The organism is Deefgea salmonis, assembly GCF_020531905.1.
GTDB lineage: Bacteria > Pseudomonadota > Gammaproteobacteria > Burkholderiales > Chitinibacteraceae > Deefgea > Deefgea salmonis.
Genome location: NZ_JAJAWG010000001.1, coordinates 649,364 through 666,323, shown reverse-complemented (window position 1 = coordinate 666,323; position 16,960 = coordinate 649,364). Strand labels below are relative to the sequence as shown.

Here is a 16,960-nt window from a genome sequence, read left to right as displayed (position 1 = left end):
GAGCGCGAATGCAGTCTGGTGGTATTTGCGGTGCAGTTCGTTGCTTGTCGATAATGAATTTGTCATTGATTGAGGTGCGTTTGTGGCGTGGACTGGTGAGCGCGAGATTAAAAATCAGCTGCAAAAAATGTGGGATAAAGGTGCTATTTTGGCGGCCATCGTCAGTCGCGAGTCGCTGTTTCCCTTGCGTATTGCCCTTAAATCGCCCAGTAGTAGCGAACTATCGACGGCATTTGCTGCGGTGCAAGATTGGATTGCCCATTGGCATGCAGTAAGAAAGATCCGAGTCGAAATGCGCGATGTGCAGCATCGGGTGATCGGTAGTAATCAAGTGCCCGTGGCGGTTTGGATTGATTCGCAGGCGGATGCTTTGGCGCTGATTGGTAAGGCACCGGATGCTGGGCGGTTTCAAAGTATATTGGCGATCACACCATTAACATTGCGGCCGTGGTTGCATAAACGACCATTGAAGGCGCTGGCGTTGGTCGCAGATTGGCCGCAGTTACTCTCGATTGTGGCTTGGCTGGATTTGCATCCACGGCCGCAGATTTATCTGCGGCAGATGGATTTGCCGGGGGTTCATAGCAAGTTGATTGAAGCGCATCGTGCTGTATTGGCTGAGCTGTTTGATTTGCAGTTGTCGCCGGCGGTGATTGATGATTCGGCGCATGGCGTGGCGGGTTTTTGTCAGCGGTATGGTTTTTTAGATAAACCGTTGCGCGTGCGTTACCGTGTACCCAGTGGCACGCTGTTTGAGCAAGATGTAATGCTTACTGCGGCGGCGTTTGCCGCACTCGAGTTGGATGTGGATTATGTGTTTATTACGGAAAATGAAATTAATTTTTTGGCTTTTCCGGCGTTGGCACGCAGTGCGGTGATTTTGGGCGCGGGTTATGGTTTTGAGATGTTGGCTGATGCGCGTTGGCTGCAGCAGAAGGCGCTGTATTATTGGGGCGATATTGACAGTCATGGCTTTGCGATTTTAGATCAGTTACGGCTTCGTTTTCCCAGTGTGCGCTCATTGCTGATGAATGAGCCGACCTTGTTTAGGTATCAAGCGCTGTGGGGGCATGAGCCGGTGCCGGTGCGGCATGACTTGCCGCGTTTAGACGCTGCAGAAACGAAGGTGTTTAATTTATTGCGTGATGAGACACTCGGGGCCAATGTGCGCTTGGAACAAGAAAAAATCGCCTATGCGGATTTGCTGGCGGCATTGGCCGAGCTGGGTGATGGTTTTACTTTGAAGGAAGAAACATGAAAAAAATCATCGGATGGGGTGTGGTTTTGTTGGTCGGTTGTAGCCCTAGTCAGCCTGCGCCCAACGTGACGATCGCCGAGCCACAGCGTGAGGCTTTGCAAAAAGCGCACGCTGTGGCCAGTGTGATTGAGCAGCAGGCCGTCGATCAGTTAAATAAAATCGAAGTCGAGTCCAAGTAGTTATTATGGGTATATAGATCTACGGTATATTGGTTATGCCTTGTGTTGATATACCTATTATAGAAGTAGCGCACTGTAGGTTTCTGGTTTAAAACCAACGCTAATTTTTCCCTTGTAATCGAGCACCGGTCGCTTGATGAGCGATGGATTGGCGAGCATTAGGGCGGTGGCGCTGGCGGCGTCGACTAGGCTCGCTTTGCTGGCCTCATCCAGTTTGCGCCAAGTGGTGCCTTGGCGATTGACTAGCACTTCCCAGCCACAATTGGCGATCCAAGATTCAATCAGTGCTGGGTTTAAAACGTTTTTTTTAAAGTCATACCATTCGTAGTCAAAATTATTTTCAGTGAGCCAAACCCGGGCTTTTTTTACCGTGTCGCAGTTTGGAATGCCGTACAGTTTCATGATTTTTTTTCCATAGAAAAAGGCCGCCGCAGCGACCTTGTTGTTGAAGTGCTGCGCTTAGTGTAATGAAATATCAAAGCTCAAATCCGGCTCGTCTGCAGGGTTGCTGGGTGCTTTTTTGCTGGCTTCTTGTTCTTGTACGGATTGCGCGTTATTGACCATCCATGAGAGGTTACTGGCCGAATCGGCGTTGCGTAGTGCTTCGTCTAGCTCGATTTCATGATTGCGATACATGCGATACAGCGATTGCTCAAAGGTTTGCGATCCTTCGGATAAAGATTGTTCCATCGCTTCTTTGATTTCAGAGAGTTCGCCGTTTTTAATCAGTTCGGCAATTCGATTGGTGTTGAGCATGACTTCGACGGCCGGTTTGAGTTTGCCGCTGTCTTTGCAGCGCACCAAACGCTGCGAAACAATCGCCCGCAATGAGGTGGATAAATCGTAGAGCAACGACTCTCGTGCTTCTTGTGGGTAGAAATTAACGATCCGGCTTAAAGAGTGATAGCTATTGTTGGCATGCAATGTAGAAATGCATAAATGACCGGCTTGCGCGTATTGCATGGCGTAAGTCATCGTCGCTTGATCGCGGATTTCACCGATCATTAATACATTGGGTGCTTCACGCATGGCGTTGCGCAGTGCATCGTCATAACTGTGGGTATCGGTCCCCACCTCGCGTTGATTAACCAGTGATTTTTTATGGCTGTAGATGAATTCGATCGGGTCTTCCATGGTGAGGATGTGCCCGCTGTGATGTTCGTTGCGATATTCCAGCATGGCCGAAACGGTGGACGATTTGCCTGATCCCGTTGCGCCCACGACTAAAATAATGCCGCGCTTTTCCATGATGAGCGATTTAAGTACCTCCGGCATAAATAGCTCTTCGAGCGTATCGGCTTTGGGTTTAATAAAGCGGGCAACAAGGGCGACGGTGCCACGGCTTTTAAATACATTAACCCGAAAATTGCCTACGCCAGTGACTGGGTAGGCAAAATTCATCTCGAGTTCACGCTCAAAAATCGCGACTCGGGCCTCGCCCATCAGTTGATAAGCCAGTTGCTTGACGTGTTCGGCGCTCAGCACCTGATTGTTCACCGGGTGGCAGAGCCCTTGAATCTTAATCACAATCGCCGAATCGGCAGCTAAAAACAGATCGGATGCGCTACGTTCAGCCATTAGCTTAAAAAACGGCAATAAATTCATCTTGAAACCCTTGGTTGATTAATCGCGCAGTTCGCGGCGTAAAATTTTACCTACATTTGATTTAGGTAAGCTATCGGTAAATGCAATAATTCGCGGCACTTTGTAATTAGTCAGCTGTCCACGGCAAAACGCAATGATTTCTTCCCGCGTCAAATCAGGGTCTTTTTTGACAATGACCAGCTTGATGGCTTCGCCGGTTTTTTCGTCTGCAACGCCAATGCAGGCGACTTCGAGTACGCCGGGGTGGTTGGCAACGACGTCTTCGACTTCATTGGGGTAAACGTTAAAGCCCGAAACCAAAATCATGTCTTTTTTGCGGTCGACGATCTGGAAAAACCCACTGGGTTTCATGACGGCGATATCGCCGGTGGCCAAAAAGCCGTCCGCGCCCAAGATGTCGGCGGTGTCCTCAGGGCGTTGCCAATAACCTTTCATGACTTGAGGGCCACGGATAAATAGCTCGCCACGCTCGCCCACAGGGACCTCTAGGCCGGCATCGTCACGAATAACGGCGTCCGTCATTGGGATGGGTAGGCCAATCATGCCATTAAATTCCATGGTGTTCATGGGGTTCATCATGGCCGCTGGTGAGGTTTCCGTTAGGCCGTAGGCCTCAATCAAGGGGACTTTGGTGGTTTTTTGCCATTTGTCTGCAACGGCGTGTTGCACTGCCATACCGCCACCGAGGGCGAGTTTCCAGTTGCTAAAGTTAAGTTTGGCAAAATCTGGATTGTTAAGTAAGGCATTAAATAGCGTATTGACGCCAGTAATGCAGGTGACTGGATATTGCGCCAGTGTTTTGATGAAATCAGGAATGTCGCGTGGGTTGGTAATCAGTAGATTAGTGGCGCCAATTTTACTAAATACCATGCAGTTGGCGGTCAGTGAGAAAATATGGTACAGCGGGAGTGCCGTGACAATCATTTCTTGCCCTTCGGTGACAACAGGGCTAATCCATGCGTGAGCTTGCTGCATATTGGCCACGATATTGCCATGGGTCAGCATAGCGCCTTTGGCTACGCCGGTGGTGCCGCCAGTGTATTGCAAAAAAGCGATGTCATCATGGCTCAGTGGAACGGTTTGTAGGGTATTGCTCTGACCTTGTTTGATGGCTTTATTGAAAGTGGTATGCCCAGGCAGGGTATAGCTGGGAACCATTTTTTTTACGTAGCGGACAACGTTGTTGACGATGAATCCTTTTGGGAAGCCCAAGAGGTCGCCCAATTCAGTCACGATGGTTGTTTTGATCGCCGTATTGCCAATGATTTTTTCAAGGGTGTGGGCAAAATTGGCCAAAATTAAAATAGTTTCAGCACCGGAATCATTCAATTGGTGTTGTAATTCACGCGGTGTATAGAGTGGGTTGACGTTAACAACGACATATCCTGCGCGTAAAATGCCAAAAATTGCGACTGGATATTGCAGTAAATTAGGCATCATGACGGCGATACGAGCGCCAAATGGTAGTTTCAATGTTTGTTGTAGATACGTTGCAAAGTGGACGGTAAGTTGCTCTAACTCGCCATAGGTGATCGATTTTCCCATGTTAATAAAGGCGGGACGATCCCGATATTTGAGTACACTTTGCTGCATTACATCGGGAATTGCCGCAAATTCATTCAAGTTTACGCTGTGTGGAACACCGGCTTGATAGCTGGCTAGCCAAGGCTTTGTCATTGTTTGTCTCCGTTATGGCCTTACTCTATGGGCAAAGGCACCGGTGAGACAAGTGCATCTTTGTGTGAGGAGTATTTCGCCAGCTTATCTTTTCTGTTAGAATCAGGAAAATCCCGTAAAAAACGACGGGAGTGCTTTCAAATGGGCGCGCAGGAATTGCAGCCCATTTTTTGTTTGTAGTTTTGAGAAGAAGAGTATGGCGGCCAATCTGCAATCTGTGTTGGACAATACCTTGCCGGGTTTAGGGTACGAATTAGTCGATTTTGAAATGGGCGAAAAAGGCCTGTTGCGTATTTTTATCGACAAAGACGGCGGCGTAACCATTGATGACTGCGTGGCAGTGAGCAATCACTTGTTGCGTTTGTTTATGGTTGAAAATATCCCCCATGAGCGCCTCGAGGTGTCTTCACCGGGATTGGATCGCCTCATAAAAAAACCGGCGGATTTTGAGCGATTTGCCGGAGAGATGGTCAAGGTAAAACTACGGTTGCCTTTGCCTGATCGTCGCCGAAATCTAATCGGCAAGTTATTAGGTTTGGTGGAAGATCAGGTGGTGATTGATGTGGCGGGCGAGGAATTAAAACTCCCCTTGACGTCGATTGATCGCGTTCGGATCGAACCTCAGTTTTAAATTGCGCCACCCATTTGGCAAATACTGTTAATTTGGCTTTTGTTCTATGCCGGAGGACTAATTTATGAATCGTGAAATTCTAGTGCTGGTCGAAGCACTTGCGCACGAAAAAAACGTGGAAAAAGAAGTTGTGTTTGGTGCGCTTGAATTAGCGCTCGCTTCTGCAACAAAAAAACGTTACGAAGAAGAAGTCGAGATTCGCGTTTCGATTGACCGTCACACCGGTGCGTACCGTAGTTTTCGCGTATGGGATGTGGTTGAAGATAACGACCACGAAGAACCATCGCGTCAAATCGCGATTACTGATGCCCCAGATTACAGTGCCGATTTGTCGGTGGGTGATGTATGGGAAGTTGAGTTAGATCCGATTGAGTTTGGTCGTATTGGTGCTCAAGCGGCTAAACAAGTAATTTTGCAAAAAATTCGCGACGCAGAGCGCGAACAAAATTTGAATGATTTTTTGCAGCGTCGTGAACATATCGTTTCAGGTAGCATTAAACGCATTGAGCGTGGCAATGCCATTCTTGAGCTCGGTAAGCTTGAAGCTATTTTGCCGCGCGATCAGATGATTCCAAAAGAAAATTTGCGCGTTGGTGATCGTGTTAAAGCGTTTTTATTGCGTATTGATCGCAATGGCCGTGGCCCGCAATTGGTCTTGTCGCGGATTGCGCCAGAATTTATGGCAAAATTGTTTGAACTTGAAGTGCCTGAGATTGAAAATAATTTGATCGAGCTCAAAGGTGTAGCACGTGATCCTGGGATGCGCGCCAAGATTGCCGTTAAATCGAATGATCAGCGGGTTGATCCACAAGGTACTTGTATCGGTGTGCGTGGTACGCGGGTTAATGCGGTCAGTAATGAATTGGCCGGTGAGCGTGTTGATATTGTTTTATGGTCAGCGGATGCGGCCCAGTTTGCGATTAATGCCTTGTCACCTGCTGAAGTCAGCTCAATTATTTTGGACGAAGACACCCACAGTATGGATGTCGTGGTTGATGAAGATAATTTGGCGATGGCCATTGGTCGTGGTGGTCAAAATGTGAAGTTGGCGGCAGAGTTGACCGGTTGGAAGCTCAATATCATGACCGTTGACGAAGCAGAGCAAAAACACGAAGAAGAATTCACTAAGATTCGCGCTTTGTTTATTCAAGCGTTGGATATTGATGAAGATGTAGCGGATGTCTTGGTACAAGAAGGCTTCAATACATTGGAAGAGGTGGCCTATGTGCCACTGAATGAAATGCTGGAAATCGAAGCGTTTGATGAAGAAACCGTAAACGAACTGCGCTCTCGTGCTCGTGATGCCTTGTTAACTCAAGCTATTGCGCGCGAGGAAAAGCTTGAGCATCAGTCCGAAGACCTGAAGACGCTGGAGGGTATGACCTCGGAATTGGCTACAGTATTGGCCGAGAACGATATACATACCCGTGACGATCTAGCAGATTTGGCGGTCGATGAATTAACCGAAATGACTGGTATCGACGCAGAAACCGCTAAACAACTGATCATGAAAGCGCGCGAACATTTGTTCGCCTAAGGCGCGGGAGAGTAATCAATGAGTGAACCCAAAGTCAGCCAGTTTGCTGCCGAATTAAAAATGCCAACACAAGAGCTTATCGAACAATTGAAAGCAGCTGGCGTGAACAAAAACAATGCCGATGACGTTTTGAGCTCGGATGATAAGCAGTTATTGCTAGGTCATTTGAAGCAAAAACATGGTCAAGCAGGTGATAAGCCTAAAGTGACATTGGCCCGCAAAGAAACAACTGAAATTCGTAAAACTGACGCCACTGGCAAGTCAAAAACGATTCAAGTTGAAGTGCGTAAAAAGCGCGTTGTTGAAACATCTGCAGCGCCTGAAGTGCCAGCGCCAGTTGTAGTGCCTGCTCCAGTGGCGGCACCAGCACCGGTTGCACCTAAAGTCGCGGCTCCTGTTGCTGCGCCAGTATCGGTGATTGATGAGGCTCAGCGCCAACGTCGTGAAGCGGAAGCGAGCCGCCAAAATGAGTTGTATGCTCGCCAAGCGGCCGAAATGCAAGCCAAGCAAAATCGCAATCAAAAGCCTGCCGAAATGGTGGCTCCTGTTGCACCCGTGGCTGAGGTAGCGGTGACACCGGCTGCGGCACCTGCGCCTGCGGTTAAACCACAAGTACAGCAGTCAGCCAAGCACACGGAAAAAGTGCCAGCTAAAGCTGCTGAAGCGGCCAAGCCAGCGGTGAAACCGCACATCAAACCAGGTCATGAAGCGCCACGTGTTGGCGCACGTGTTGATTTCCGTCGTCCGAAAGAAACGCCGATTCATGCGCCAGAAAAAGCCGCGCCGGCAGCGGCTGTGGCAGCAAAACCTGCAGATAAAAAACCGGCAGGCGCAGCACCAAAGAAAGATGAAAAAGGCGGCTGGAATGATGGTCGTCAGAAAAAAGGCATCAAAACGCGTGGTGGCGATGCTGGGAATGATTGGAAGTCTAAAAAAGGCGGCAAGAAGAATCACGCACAACAGCAGGCGGATAATGCCCATGCGTTTGTGGCACCGACTGAGCCAGTAGCGCGTGAAGTGGATGTGCCCGAGACGATTTCAGTGGCCGACTTAGCGCACAAAATGGCGGTTAAGGGTGTTGAAGTGGTTAAGGCCTTGATGAAAATGGGCATGATGGTCACCATTAACCAGGTGCTAGACCAAGAAACAGCAATGATTATTGTTGAAGAAATGGGCCATACCCCTGTTGCTGCGAAGCTGGATGATCCAGATATTTATTTGGATGAAGAGGCTAAAACGGATCATGTATCAACGCCGCGTGCGCCAGTTGTAACGGTCATGGGTCACGTTGATCATGGTAAAACCTCGTTGCTTGATTATATTCGCCGCGCCAAAGTGGCGTCTGGTGAGGCCGGTGGTATTACTCAGCATATTGGTGCGTATCACGTTGAAACGGGCAAGGGAATGATTACCTTCCTTGATACTCCGGGTCACGAAGCATTTACTTCAATGCGTGCCCGTGGTGCTCAATTGACGGATATCGTCGTGTTGGTGGTTGCTGCCGATGACGGCGTGATGCCGCAAACGATTGAAGCGATTCATCATGCAAAAGCCGCCGGTGTACCTATCGTCGTCGCCGTCAATAAAATTGATAAGCCAGAAGCCAACTTTGAACGTATTCGCCAAGAAATGGTAGCGCAAGAAGTCGTGCCGGAAGATTGGGGTGGTGATACTCAATTTATCCATGTCTCTGCCAAAAAAGGCTTAGGGATTGATGAGTTACTAGATGCGATTCTGTTGCAAGCTGAAGTGCTGGAGTTGACGGCGCCGGTGGATGGTCCTGCTAAAGGGATTATCATCGAAGCTCGCCTAGACAAAGGTCGTGGTCCGGTGGCATCGATGTTGGTTCAGTCGGGTACTTTGCGTAAAGGCGATACGGTATTAGCGGGTCAAGTTTATGGTCGTATTCGTGCCATGCTCGATGAAAATGGTAAGCCGATTAATGAGGCTGGTCCTTCAATGCCGGTAGAAATTCTCGGTTTGTCGGAGGTGCCATCTGCAGGTGTTGATGCCATGGTCTTGGCTGATGAGAAAAAAGCTCGCGAAATTGCCATGTTCCGCCAAGGCAAGTACCGTGATGTGAAATTTGCTCGTCAACAAGCGTCTAAGCTCGAAAATATGTTTGCTCAGATGGCTGAAGGCAATGTGCAAAACTTGCCAATCATCATTAAGGCCGACGTGCAGGGGTCTTCAGAGGCCTTGTCACAAAGCTTGCAGAAACTATCTACTAGCGAAGTGCGGGTACAAATCTTGCACAGCGCTGTGGGTGGGATTTCTGAGTCGGATGTGAATCTGGCGCTAGCTTCTAAGGCTGTTATTATCGGCTTTAATACCCGTGCTGATGCAGCTGCGCGTAAATTGGCTGAGGCTGAAGGTGTTGATTTACGTTACTACAACATCATTTATGATGCCGTGGATGATGTGAAGGCGGCCTTGTCGGGCATGTTGGCGCCAGAGCGCCGTGAGTCGATCATTGGTTTGGTTGAAATTCGTCAGGTCTTTGCTGTATCCAAAGTGGGTACGATTGCAGGTTGCTTGGTGATGGAAGGTGTGGTTAAGCGTACGGCGGGTGTTCGTGTCTTGCGTAACAACTTGGTTATCCATCAAGGCGAACTGGAAAACCTAAAACGCTTTAAAGATGAAGCAAAAGAAGTGAAAGCAGGTTTCGAGTGTGGTTTGCAACTGAAAAACTTCAACGATATCCAATTGGGCGACCAATTAGAAGTCTTCGAAGTGGTAGAGATCGCTCGTACGCTGTAATGATATGAGGTGTTCGGAGTGAGGTGTGAGGTGTTCTCACTCCGACACAATAGCGCAAGCCCAAAGTGGTGCTTGCGCTTTTTTGCTTTAAATTAACTAGGTGCTGAGAGGTCGTTCACCTCACTCCTCGCACCGTCCTCCTCACAGAGACTATGGCTAATAAACAATTTACTCGTGCTGACCGTGTTGCTCAGCAAATTCAACGTGATTTGGCAACGGTGATTCGTGCTGAGTTAGATCATCCGTTGGCTTCGTTGATTACCGTGACCGATGTTGAGGTTTCACGTGATTATTCGCATGCCAAAGTCTTTTACACTTTTTTGGGTGATGCGAGCCACCGCCCAGAGATCGCTCGTTTGCTTGAAGGAACTAAGGGCTTTTTACGTGCGCAAATCGCGCGCGGATTTTCTTTGTACAAAATGCCTGAATTGCATTTTGAATATGATGAATCTATTGAGTACGGAATGAATTTAACGCAAAAAATTGATCAGGCAAATGCATTGCCGAAAGCGCCAGAAGAAGATGGCCAAGCGTAAAATTGATGGTGTTTTATTGCTGGACAAGCCGTTTGGGTTTTCGAGTAATGGCGCTTTGCTGAAATGTCGTTGGCTATTGCAGGCAGAAAAAGGTGGGCATACCGGTGTCCTAGATCCTTTTGCCACCGGCTTGTTGCCGCTGTGTTTTGGAGAAGCCACTAAATTTGCTCAGCGTATGCTCGATGCTGATAAGGGTTATCGGGCGACGATACGCTTTGGCCAGATGTCAACAACGCTCGATGGTGAAGGTGAAATTAGCGAGACGGGTGAGGCACCTGCTGATTTGGCGAATATTTTACCGGTTTTGACTCAGTTCACAGGCCCGATAGAGCAAATCCCTCCGATGTATTCGGCGCTCAAAGTAGCGGGCAAGGCGCTGTATGAATATGCCCGAGAGGGGGTTGTGCTAGAGCGAAAATCTCGGCCAATTACGATTTATGAAATTACGGTAGTTTCCTATGAGGCACCCGTTTTGGTTGTCGATGTGCTGTGCTCAAAAGGAACCTATATCCGTGTGTTGGCCGAAGATATCGGTAATGCTCTGGGTTGTGGTGCTTATCTGTCGGGATTGCGGCGAACTTTGACGGGTGGTTTTAAGTTAGAAGATGCTATTACCTTGGATGAATATATTGCGATGGATATGCTGCAGCGTGAGACGGCGCTGCTGCCTGCTGAACAATTAATTATCGAGTTGCCTTGTGTGGTGCTTAATGCGCAGCAAACTGGATTAATGCGCAATGGGATGGCGATTTTAGATTTAATCAATCCACCGCAGGGTGAGTTAAGACTTTACGGATTTAGCGAAAAGTCGGATAATCCTGTGTTTATCGGTTTGGGTGAAGTGGGCGCTGATGGCGTGCTGCGACCCAAACGACTGCTTTCTACCCATGTGGGGTAGGGGGTTAATGGAGCTGGAATGGGTTGTATGACTCAATCTATGCTTGTCTAATCATCGTTAGATGGTTTTTTGGAGAAGTTGAATGTCTGTTTCTGTTGCTCAAAAAGCTGAATTAGTAAAAAAATTCCAACATGCGGAAGGCGATACTGGTTCTTCTGAAGTTCAAGTTGCTTTGTTGACTGCTCGTATCAATGATTTGACTGAACATTTTAAAACACACAAGAAAGATCATCACTCGCGTCGTGGTCTTTTGGCTATGGTTTCTCGTCGTCGTCGTTTGTTGGATTACCTCAAACGCACTAACAACGATAGCTATCGCAGCTTGATCGCTGCATTGGGTCTACGTAAGTAAGACCTAACGACAAAAGTCGCAGTCAACCGATTGCGACTTTTTTCTTTATGCGCTTTAAGTGTTAAAGCTTTATTCTGCCCAATAGCGATTCCGGCTGCAGAGTAGAGTTAAGGTTGTGCCGGAATCGGCGATGTGCAGGCTAAAAGTAGCCGTCGATCCCATCGCAGCGGAAGTTTCTCTCGCCAAGATCGTTGGCAAACATTGTGAAAAGGACAACGAGTGTTCAATAAAATCAGTAAATCTTTTGCTTTTGGCAAAAATACCGTCACCATCGAAACGGGTGAAATTGCACGCCAAGCGACCGGCGCTGTGATGGTTGATATCGATGGTACTTCGGTATTGGTGACTGTCGTTGCAGCTCGCTCGGTTAAACCGGGCCAAGATTTTTTCCCGCTGACCGTGGATTACCAAGAGCGCACGTATGCAGCCGGTAAAATCCCTGGTGGTTTCTTCAAACGCGAAGGTAAGCCATCTGAGAAAGAAGTACTGACGAGCCGTTTGATTGATCGTCCGATTCGTCCCCTGTTTCCAGAAGGTTTCTTTAACGACATCCAAATTATTGCGACGGTGATGTCGATTAACCCTGAAGTTGATTCTGATATTGCCGCAATGATCGGCGCTTCTGCTGCCTTGACTTTATCTGGCGTGCCTTTTGATGGTCCAATTGGCGCTGCGCGCGTGGGTTACATCAACGGTGAGTACGTCTTGTGTCCTGCGATGTCTGAAATGAAAGACAGCCAAATGGACTTGGTCGTAGCGGGCACTAGCCAGGCTGTATTGATGGTTGAGTCTGAAGCTAGCGAATTGTCTGAAAGTATTATGTTGGGCGCGGTTGTGTTCGGTCACGAGCAAATGCAAGTGGCAATCAACGCGATCAATGAATTGGCGGATGAAGTGAATCCAGAGTTGTTTGACTGGACTGCCCCTGTTGCTAACGAAGCTTTGATCGCGCAAGTACGTGCTATCGCTGCTGAAGGCTTGGCACAAGGCTTCAAACTACGTCAAAAACAAGCTCGTACGCAAAAAATCAATGAAACTTGGGCTTTAGTTAAAGATGCGTTGATTACTGAAGAAACGGGCACTTTGGCGGCCAATGAAATCAAGGGTATCTTTAAAGGTTTGGAAGGCGAGATTGTTCGCGGTCAAATTTTGGCCGGTGAGCCTCGTATCGATGGTCGTGATACGCGCACTGTGCGCCCAATCTCGATCCGCACGGGTGTATTGCCACGCGCGCATGGCTCGGTATTGTTTACTCGTGGTGAAACTCAAGCGATTGTTGCGGCTACTTTGGGTACCAAGCTTGACGAGCAAAAAATCGATGCATTGCATGGTGGCTACACTGACAGCTTCATGCTGCATTACAACTTCCCTCCGTACTCGACTGGCGAAACTGGCCGCGTTGGTGTGCCAAAACGTCGTGAAATTGGTCACGGTCGCTTAGCTAAGCGTGCTTTGATTGCGATGCTGCCTGCGAAAGAAGATTTTGCGTACTCGATGCGTGTGGTCTCTGAAATTACTGAATCAAACGGTTCGTCTTCAATGGCTTCGGTTTGCGGTGGTTCGTTGGCTTTGATGGATGCGGGTGTGCCGATGAAAAACCATGTTGCGGGTATCGCAATGGGTTTGATTAAAGAAGGTAATGCCTTTGCGGTTCTATCGGATATTTTGGGCGACGAAGATCATCTCGGCGATATGGACTTTAAAGTTGCGGGTACTGAAAATGGTATCACTGCACTGCAAATGGACATCAAGATTACTGGTATCACCAAAGAAATCATGCGTGTTGCGCTCGACCAAGCTAAAGAGGGTCGTGTTCACATTATCGGCATCATGAAAGGCGCACTCGATGGTGCACGTGAAGAAGTCAGCGAGCACGCACCACGTCTTTACACGATGAAAATCAACCCAGAAAAAATCCGTGATGTGATTGGTAAGGGTGGTTCAGTGATTCGTGCTTTGACTGAAGAAACTGGCACGCAAATCGACATTACTGAAGATGGTACGATCACGATTGCTTCTGTTTCGGCAGAAGGCGCCGCTGAAGCGCGTCGTCGCATCGAAGAAATCACTGCTGAAGTTGAGATTGGTCGTATCTACGAAGGTCCAGTGGTTAAGATCTTGGATAAAAACGTCGGTGCTATCGTTTCAATCATGCCAGGTAAAGATGGCTTGGTGCACATTAGCCAAATCGCGAATGAGCGTATCAATAACGTGGGCGACTACCTAAAAGAAGGCGAGATCGTTCGTGTTAAAGTCATCGAGCAAGATGAAAAAGGCCGTATTCGTTTGTCGATTAAAGCCGTTCTAAATGATGAGGCTGTTGCTGCGGCGCCTGCTGTGGTGGAAGTCGTGACCCAATCAACGCCAGAGTAAAGTTCGGCGTGTAAGTTGTATCAATAAATAAAAACGGGCACTTTAAAGTGCCCGTTTGTTTGTTTGCTATTTGTATGGCCTATTGGGTTGTAGAGCCGGCATTATTGGTTTTTTTGCCTGCGGTTTTGACCGCATCCGCCGTGGCTGTTGATGCCGCTTTTACTGATGCGTCGGCGAAGTCGGCCACTTGTTTGGCGGCTTTAGTCATGCTGTCTACTGCGGCAGCAGTGGCTTGTACTGTTGATTTAACAGCAGCTACGGCAACATCGGTACCTGCAGGTGCTGACTTAACAAAGCGATCTAGGCCGGATACAACATTTTTATTGAAAAACACGCTGCGCTCATCAATTAATTTGCTGAATTCGGTTTGGGCTTGAGACGCAATTTCATATAAATTTTTGCCGTAAGCGAGTGATTGTTCGATCGCCGTTTCGGATAGTTTTTGTTGGCTAGAAAATGCGGTTTGAGCATCTTTAAATGTGCTAAATTGTTTTACATTACGCGCACTTTCTTCAAGGCTGTTTTTTGCGGTTTCAATTTGTAGCTGGACAAGGCGATCGGCGGTGTCAATTGAAATGCGTGCGAAACGCAATACTGTTTCCAGTTGTTCGGTCGCAAAGTCGTTTAGTTGTTGCTGTGCTGTTGTCATGCTAAATTCTCCTGAGTGGTGACGGTCTAAACCAGACGCAATCTGGCAATTGCTGCAGTGCACAATACGTATTCATTTTGGAAGAGCTTTTTATTGTTGTCAATATAATTTTGTGCGGTGCAGCATGTTGCGCGAGTCTCTGCACAGGGCTATTCTCTGTTGATGTGGTGAGTAGTTCAATTTATCGAGGATTGAGTCAATGAGTGTCGAAAAGCGTGTCATTAAGAAGTATCCAAATCGTCGTTTGTACGATACCCATACCAGTAGCTATATCACGCTAGCGGATGTTAAACAGTTGGTGCTAGATGGGACGGATATTTCCATTGCTGACGCGAAGACGAATGAGGATTTAACGCGTAGTGTTTTGCTTCAAATTATTTTGGAGGAAGAGGCGGGTGGTATGCCTATGTTTTCTTATGATGTTCTGACGCAAATCATCCGTTTTTATGGTCATGCAATGCAGGGCTTGATGGGGAATTACCTAGAAAAAAACATGCAGCTATTTGCTGAAATGCAGGGACGATTACAAGAGCAAGCCAAATCAACGACATTGGCGGATAATCCGTTGTTTAGTAATCATAATCTGTGGGGGGAATTTATGAAGTTCCAAGGCCCTGCGATACAAAATATGATGGGAAATTATTTGGAAAGTAGTACAACGATGTTTGTTGATATGCAGCAGCAATTACAAGATCGTGCAAAAAATCTTTTTACAGGTTTTGGTATGCCTGGCGGTCCTCAGCGTGCAGATGTGGATGATTTGCAGCCAACGGCTCCGCCTGAGGTAGTGGAGCCTGCGGTGACGGCGGCTGAGGCAATTAAAAAGGCAGTTGTTCGTCGTAAATCAGTGCCGAAGTCATGAGATTGCTTGGGTGTAAATGCCCATTGTATAGAAAAGTTTAAGGTAAAAATCATTGACGTTTAAATGCAGCCCCGTGTGGGGCTGCTTTGTTTTGAGGAAATGTATTATGGCCATGTCGGAATTGTATCTTCGGCGATTTGCTGGTATTGCGCGTTTGTATGGTGCTAATGGGTTGATGAGGTTTAATTCTGCTCGAGTCTGTGTGATTGGTGTTGGGGGGGTTGGTTCTTGGGCGGCGGAAGCCTTGGCGCGTTCGGGTGTTGGGCAGGTTACTTTGATTGATTTGGATGATGTTTGTATTTCCAATACTAATCGGCAGTTGCCCGCTTTAAGTGGTGAGTTTGGGCGAATGAAGGTTGCCGTTCTGGCTGAGCGAATGTTGGCAATTAATCCAGAAATGGAAATTGTCCAGATTGAGGATTTTATTTCGCCAGAGAATTTTACGGAGTATTTGGCGGGGAAGTTTGAGTATGTTGTTGATTGTATTGATAGTGTTAAAACTAAGGCGGCTTTAATTGCATGGTGTCGGCGAAATAAAGTCAAGCTGATTACTGTTGGTGGGGCGGGTGGTCAAATTGATCCAACTCAAGTTAAAGTGGATGATTTAAGCCGGACACTGCAAGATCCATTGGCGTCCAAGGTCCGGAGTTTATTGCGTCGTGATTATCAGTTTCCGAAACAGGGAAAAAAATTCGGAATTGAGTGTGTGTATTCAACGGAGCAATTGGTGTATCCGCAAGCCGATGGTTCGGTGTGTGCTATTAAGCCTCAGGCGGGTGAGGGTGTTCGTTTGGATTGTGAGGGCGGCTTTGGTGCGGTAATGACCGTAACTGCGACCTTTGGTTTGGTGGCTGTTTCTAGGGTGTTGAAAGGTTTGGCCAAATAAAAAAAAGCCATGGTTAACCATGGCTTTTTAGTATCGTATTGTTGAGGTTAATTAAGCAGCTTCACCAACAACAACTAATTTAACTGTGCTGATAACGTCGTGGTGTAATGCAAGTGCCACTTCGTATTCACCGATGGCCTTGAATGGGCCTTCTGGTAAACGCACTTCAAATTTCTTGATTTCGATGCCCGTTGCAGTGATTGCATCGGCGATATCTTGAGTCGTTACTGAACCGAATAAGCGACCATCAACACCGGCTTTTTGGCCGATAGTGAAGCTTGCGCCTTCTAGCTGAGCTGCACGAGCTTGTGCTTGAGTCAAGATTTCTGCTTGTTTTGCTTCTAGCTCAGCACGACGGGCTTCAAATTCGGCTAAGTTAGCTGCATTTGCGCGTTTTGCTTTGCCTTGTGGGATCAAGAAGTTACGTGCGTAACCGTCTTTCACTTTAACCACGTCGCCCAATGTACCTAGGTTTGCTACTTTTTCGAGTAGGATAATTTGCATGTTAAGTTCTCCTTGCTCGATTAGTGTTGGTCAGTGTACGGCAACAAAGCCAAAAAGCGAGCCAATTTGATGGCGGTCGACAATTGACGTTGGTATTTGGCTTTAGTGCCCGTGATACGTGCAGGAATGATCTTGCCGTTTTCAGAGATAAAGTCTTTAAGCAAGGCAACGTCTTTATAATCAACGTGCAAAATGCCTTCGGCAGAGAAGCGGCAGAATTTCTTCCGCTTGAAAAGATTGCGAGACATGAGAT

The 16,960-nt window shown here is 47.6% G+C and carries 17 protein-coding genes; 11 read left to right on the top strand and 6 right to left on the bottom strand.

Going from position 1 to position 16,960, the window contains the following annotated elements:
* Nucleotides 1-82 precede the first annotated feature (82 nt).
* Both LG219_RS15500 and LG219_RS02985 read left to right on the top strand, forming a co-directional pair.
* Nucleotides 83-1,258, top strand: a complete 1,176-nt coding sequence (locus LG219_RS15500) for a DUF3322 domain-containing protein (protein ID WP_226763054.1) — start codon at nucleotides 83-85, stop codon at nucleotides 1,256-1,258.
* Nucleotides 1,255-1,437, top strand: a complete 183-nt coding sequence (locus tag LG219_RS02985; RefSeq protein WP_226763053.1) for a hypothetical protein — start codon at nucleotides 1,255-1,257, stop codon at nucleotides 1,435-1,437. The genes LG219_RS15500 and LG219_RS02985 overlap by 4 nt, the downstream gene beginning before the upstream one ends.
* A gap of 57 nt (nucleotides 1,438-1,494) precedes the next feature.
* On the opposite strand, the gene LG219_RS02980 is transcribed toward LG219_RS02985, so the two are convergent.
* From LG219_RS02980 to LG219_RS02970, 3 genes are read right to left on the bottom strand one after another with little or no spacing between them, the layout of a single operon-like run.
* Nucleotides 1,495-1,842, bottom strand: coding sequence for an ArsC family reductase (locus LG219_RS02980; protein WP_226763201.1), 348 nt, complete (start codon nucleotides 1,840-1,842; stop codon nucleotides 1,495-1,497).
* 54 nt (nucleotides 1,843-1,896) lie between these two features.
* Nucleotides 1,897-3,042, bottom strand: coding sequence for a PilT/PilU family type 4a pilus ATPase (locus LG219_RS02975; RefSeq protein WP_226763052.1), 1,146 nt, complete (start codon nucleotides 3,040-3,042; stop codon nucleotides 1,897-1,899).
* Nucleotides 3,043-3,060: 18 nt separating this feature from the next.
* On the bottom strand, nucleotides 3,061-4,719 hold the full coding sequence (locus tag LG219_RS02970; RefSeq protein ID WP_226763051.1) for an AMP-binding protein: 1,659 nt from the start codon (nucleotides 4,717-4,719) through the stop codon (nucleotides 3,061-3,063).
* Nucleotides 4,720-4,915: 196 nt separating this feature from the next.
* Between LG219_RS02970 and rimP the strand changes: the two genes are divergently transcribed.
* The 7 genes from rimP to pnp all read left to right on the top strand — a co-directional run bounded on the left by rimP (nucleotide 4,916) and on the right by pnp (nucleotide 13,806).
* Nucleotides 4,916-5,350 carry a ribosome maturation factor RimP gene (gene rimP, locus LG219_RS02965; protein ID WP_226763050.1) on the top strand — a complete coding sequence of 145 codons (435 nt, stop codon included), beginning with the start codon at nucleotides 4,916-4,918 and terminating at the stop codon, nucleotides 5,348-5,350.
* 64 nt (nucleotides 5,351-5,414) lie between these two features.
* Entirely contained in the window at nucleotides 5,415-6,887 is a 1,473-nt protein-coding gene (gene nusA / locus LG219_RS02960) for a transcription termination factor NusA (RefSeq protein WP_226763049.1), read from the top strand.
* 18 nt (nucleotides 6,888-6,905) lie between these two features.
* On the top strand, nucleotides 6,906-9,647 hold the full coding sequence (gene infB, locus LG219_RS02955) for a translation initiation factor IF-2 (protein WP_226763048.1): 2,742 nt from the start codon (nucleotides 6,906-6,908) through the stop codon (nucleotides 9,645-9,647).
* 152 nt (nucleotides 9,648-9,799) lie between these two features.
* Entirely contained in the window at nucleotides 9,800-10,183 is a 384-nt protein-coding gene (rbfA, locus tag LG219_RS02950; RefSeq protein ID WP_226763047.1) for a 30S ribosome-binding factor RbfA, read from the top strand.
* The gene (gene truB / locus LG219_RS02945) at nucleotides 10,170-11,081 is read left to right on the top strand and encodes a tRNA pseudouridine(55) synthase TruB (RefSeq protein ID WP_226763046.1); all 912 of its coding nucleotides are present in this window, start codon (nucleotides 10,170-10,172) and stop codon (nucleotides 11,079-11,081) included. Before rbfA ends, truB begins: the two co-directional genes overlap by 14 nt.
* An 82-nt stretch (nucleotides 11,082-11,163) precedes the next feature.
* A complete protein-coding gene (gene rpsO / locus LG219_RS02940) occupies nucleotides 11,164-11,433 on the top strand; it encodes a 30S ribosomal protein S15 (protein WP_173533895.1) in 270 nt (89 codons plus the stop codon).
* Between the two features lie 219 nt (nucleotides 11,434-11,652).
* Complete coding sequence (gene pnp, locus LG219_RS02935) at nucleotides 11,653-13,806, top strand: polyribonucleotide nucleotidyltransferase (protein WP_226763045.1); 2,154 nt, start codon at nucleotides 11,653-11,655, stop codon at nucleotides 13,804-13,806.
* A 79-nt stretch (nucleotides 13,807-13,885) separates the two neighbouring features.
* On the opposite strand, the gene LG219_RS02930 is transcribed toward pnp, so the two are convergent.
* Nucleotides 13,886-14,455: a phasin family protein gene (locus LG219_RS02930; RefSeq protein WP_226763044.1), complete on the bottom strand. Its 570-nt coding sequence runs from the start codon at nucleotides 14,453-14,455 to the stop codon at nucleotides 13,886-13,888.
* A 199-nt stretch (nucleotides 14,456-14,654) separates the two neighbouring features.
* On the opposite strand from LG219_RS02930, the gene phaR reads away from it, so the two are divergent.
* Both phaR and tcdA read left to right on the top strand, forming a co-directional pair.
* Entirely contained in the window at nucleotides 14,655-15,317 is a 663-nt protein-coding gene (phaR, locus tag LG219_RS02925; protein WP_226763043.1) for a polyhydroxyalkanoate synthesis repressor PhaR, read from the top strand.
* Between the two features lie 106 nt (nucleotides 15,318-15,423).
* Nucleotides 15,424-16,203: a tRNA cyclic N6-threonylcarbamoyladenosine(37) synthase TcdA gene (gene tcdA, locus LG219_RS02920; RefSeq protein ID WP_250647135.1), complete on the top strand. Its 780-nt coding sequence runs from the start codon at nucleotides 15,424-15,426 to the stop codon at nucleotides 16,201-16,203.
* 51 nt (nucleotides 16,204-16,254) lie between these two features.
* On the opposite strand, the gene rplI is transcribed toward tcdA, so the two are convergent.
* Complete coding sequence (rplI, locus tag LG219_RS02915) at nucleotides 16,255-16,707, bottom strand: 50S ribosomal protein L9 (RefSeq protein WP_226763042.1); 453 nt, start codon at nucleotides 16,705-16,707, stop codon at nucleotides 16,255-16,257.
* 20 nt (nucleotides 16,708-16,727) lie between these two features.
* A complete protein-coding gene (gene rpsR / locus LG219_RS02910) occupies nucleotides 16,728-16,955 on the bottom strand; it encodes a 30S ribosomal protein S18 (protein WP_027467578.1) in 228 nt (75 codons plus the stop codon).
* Nucleotides 16,956-16,960: the final 5 nt, after the last annotated feature.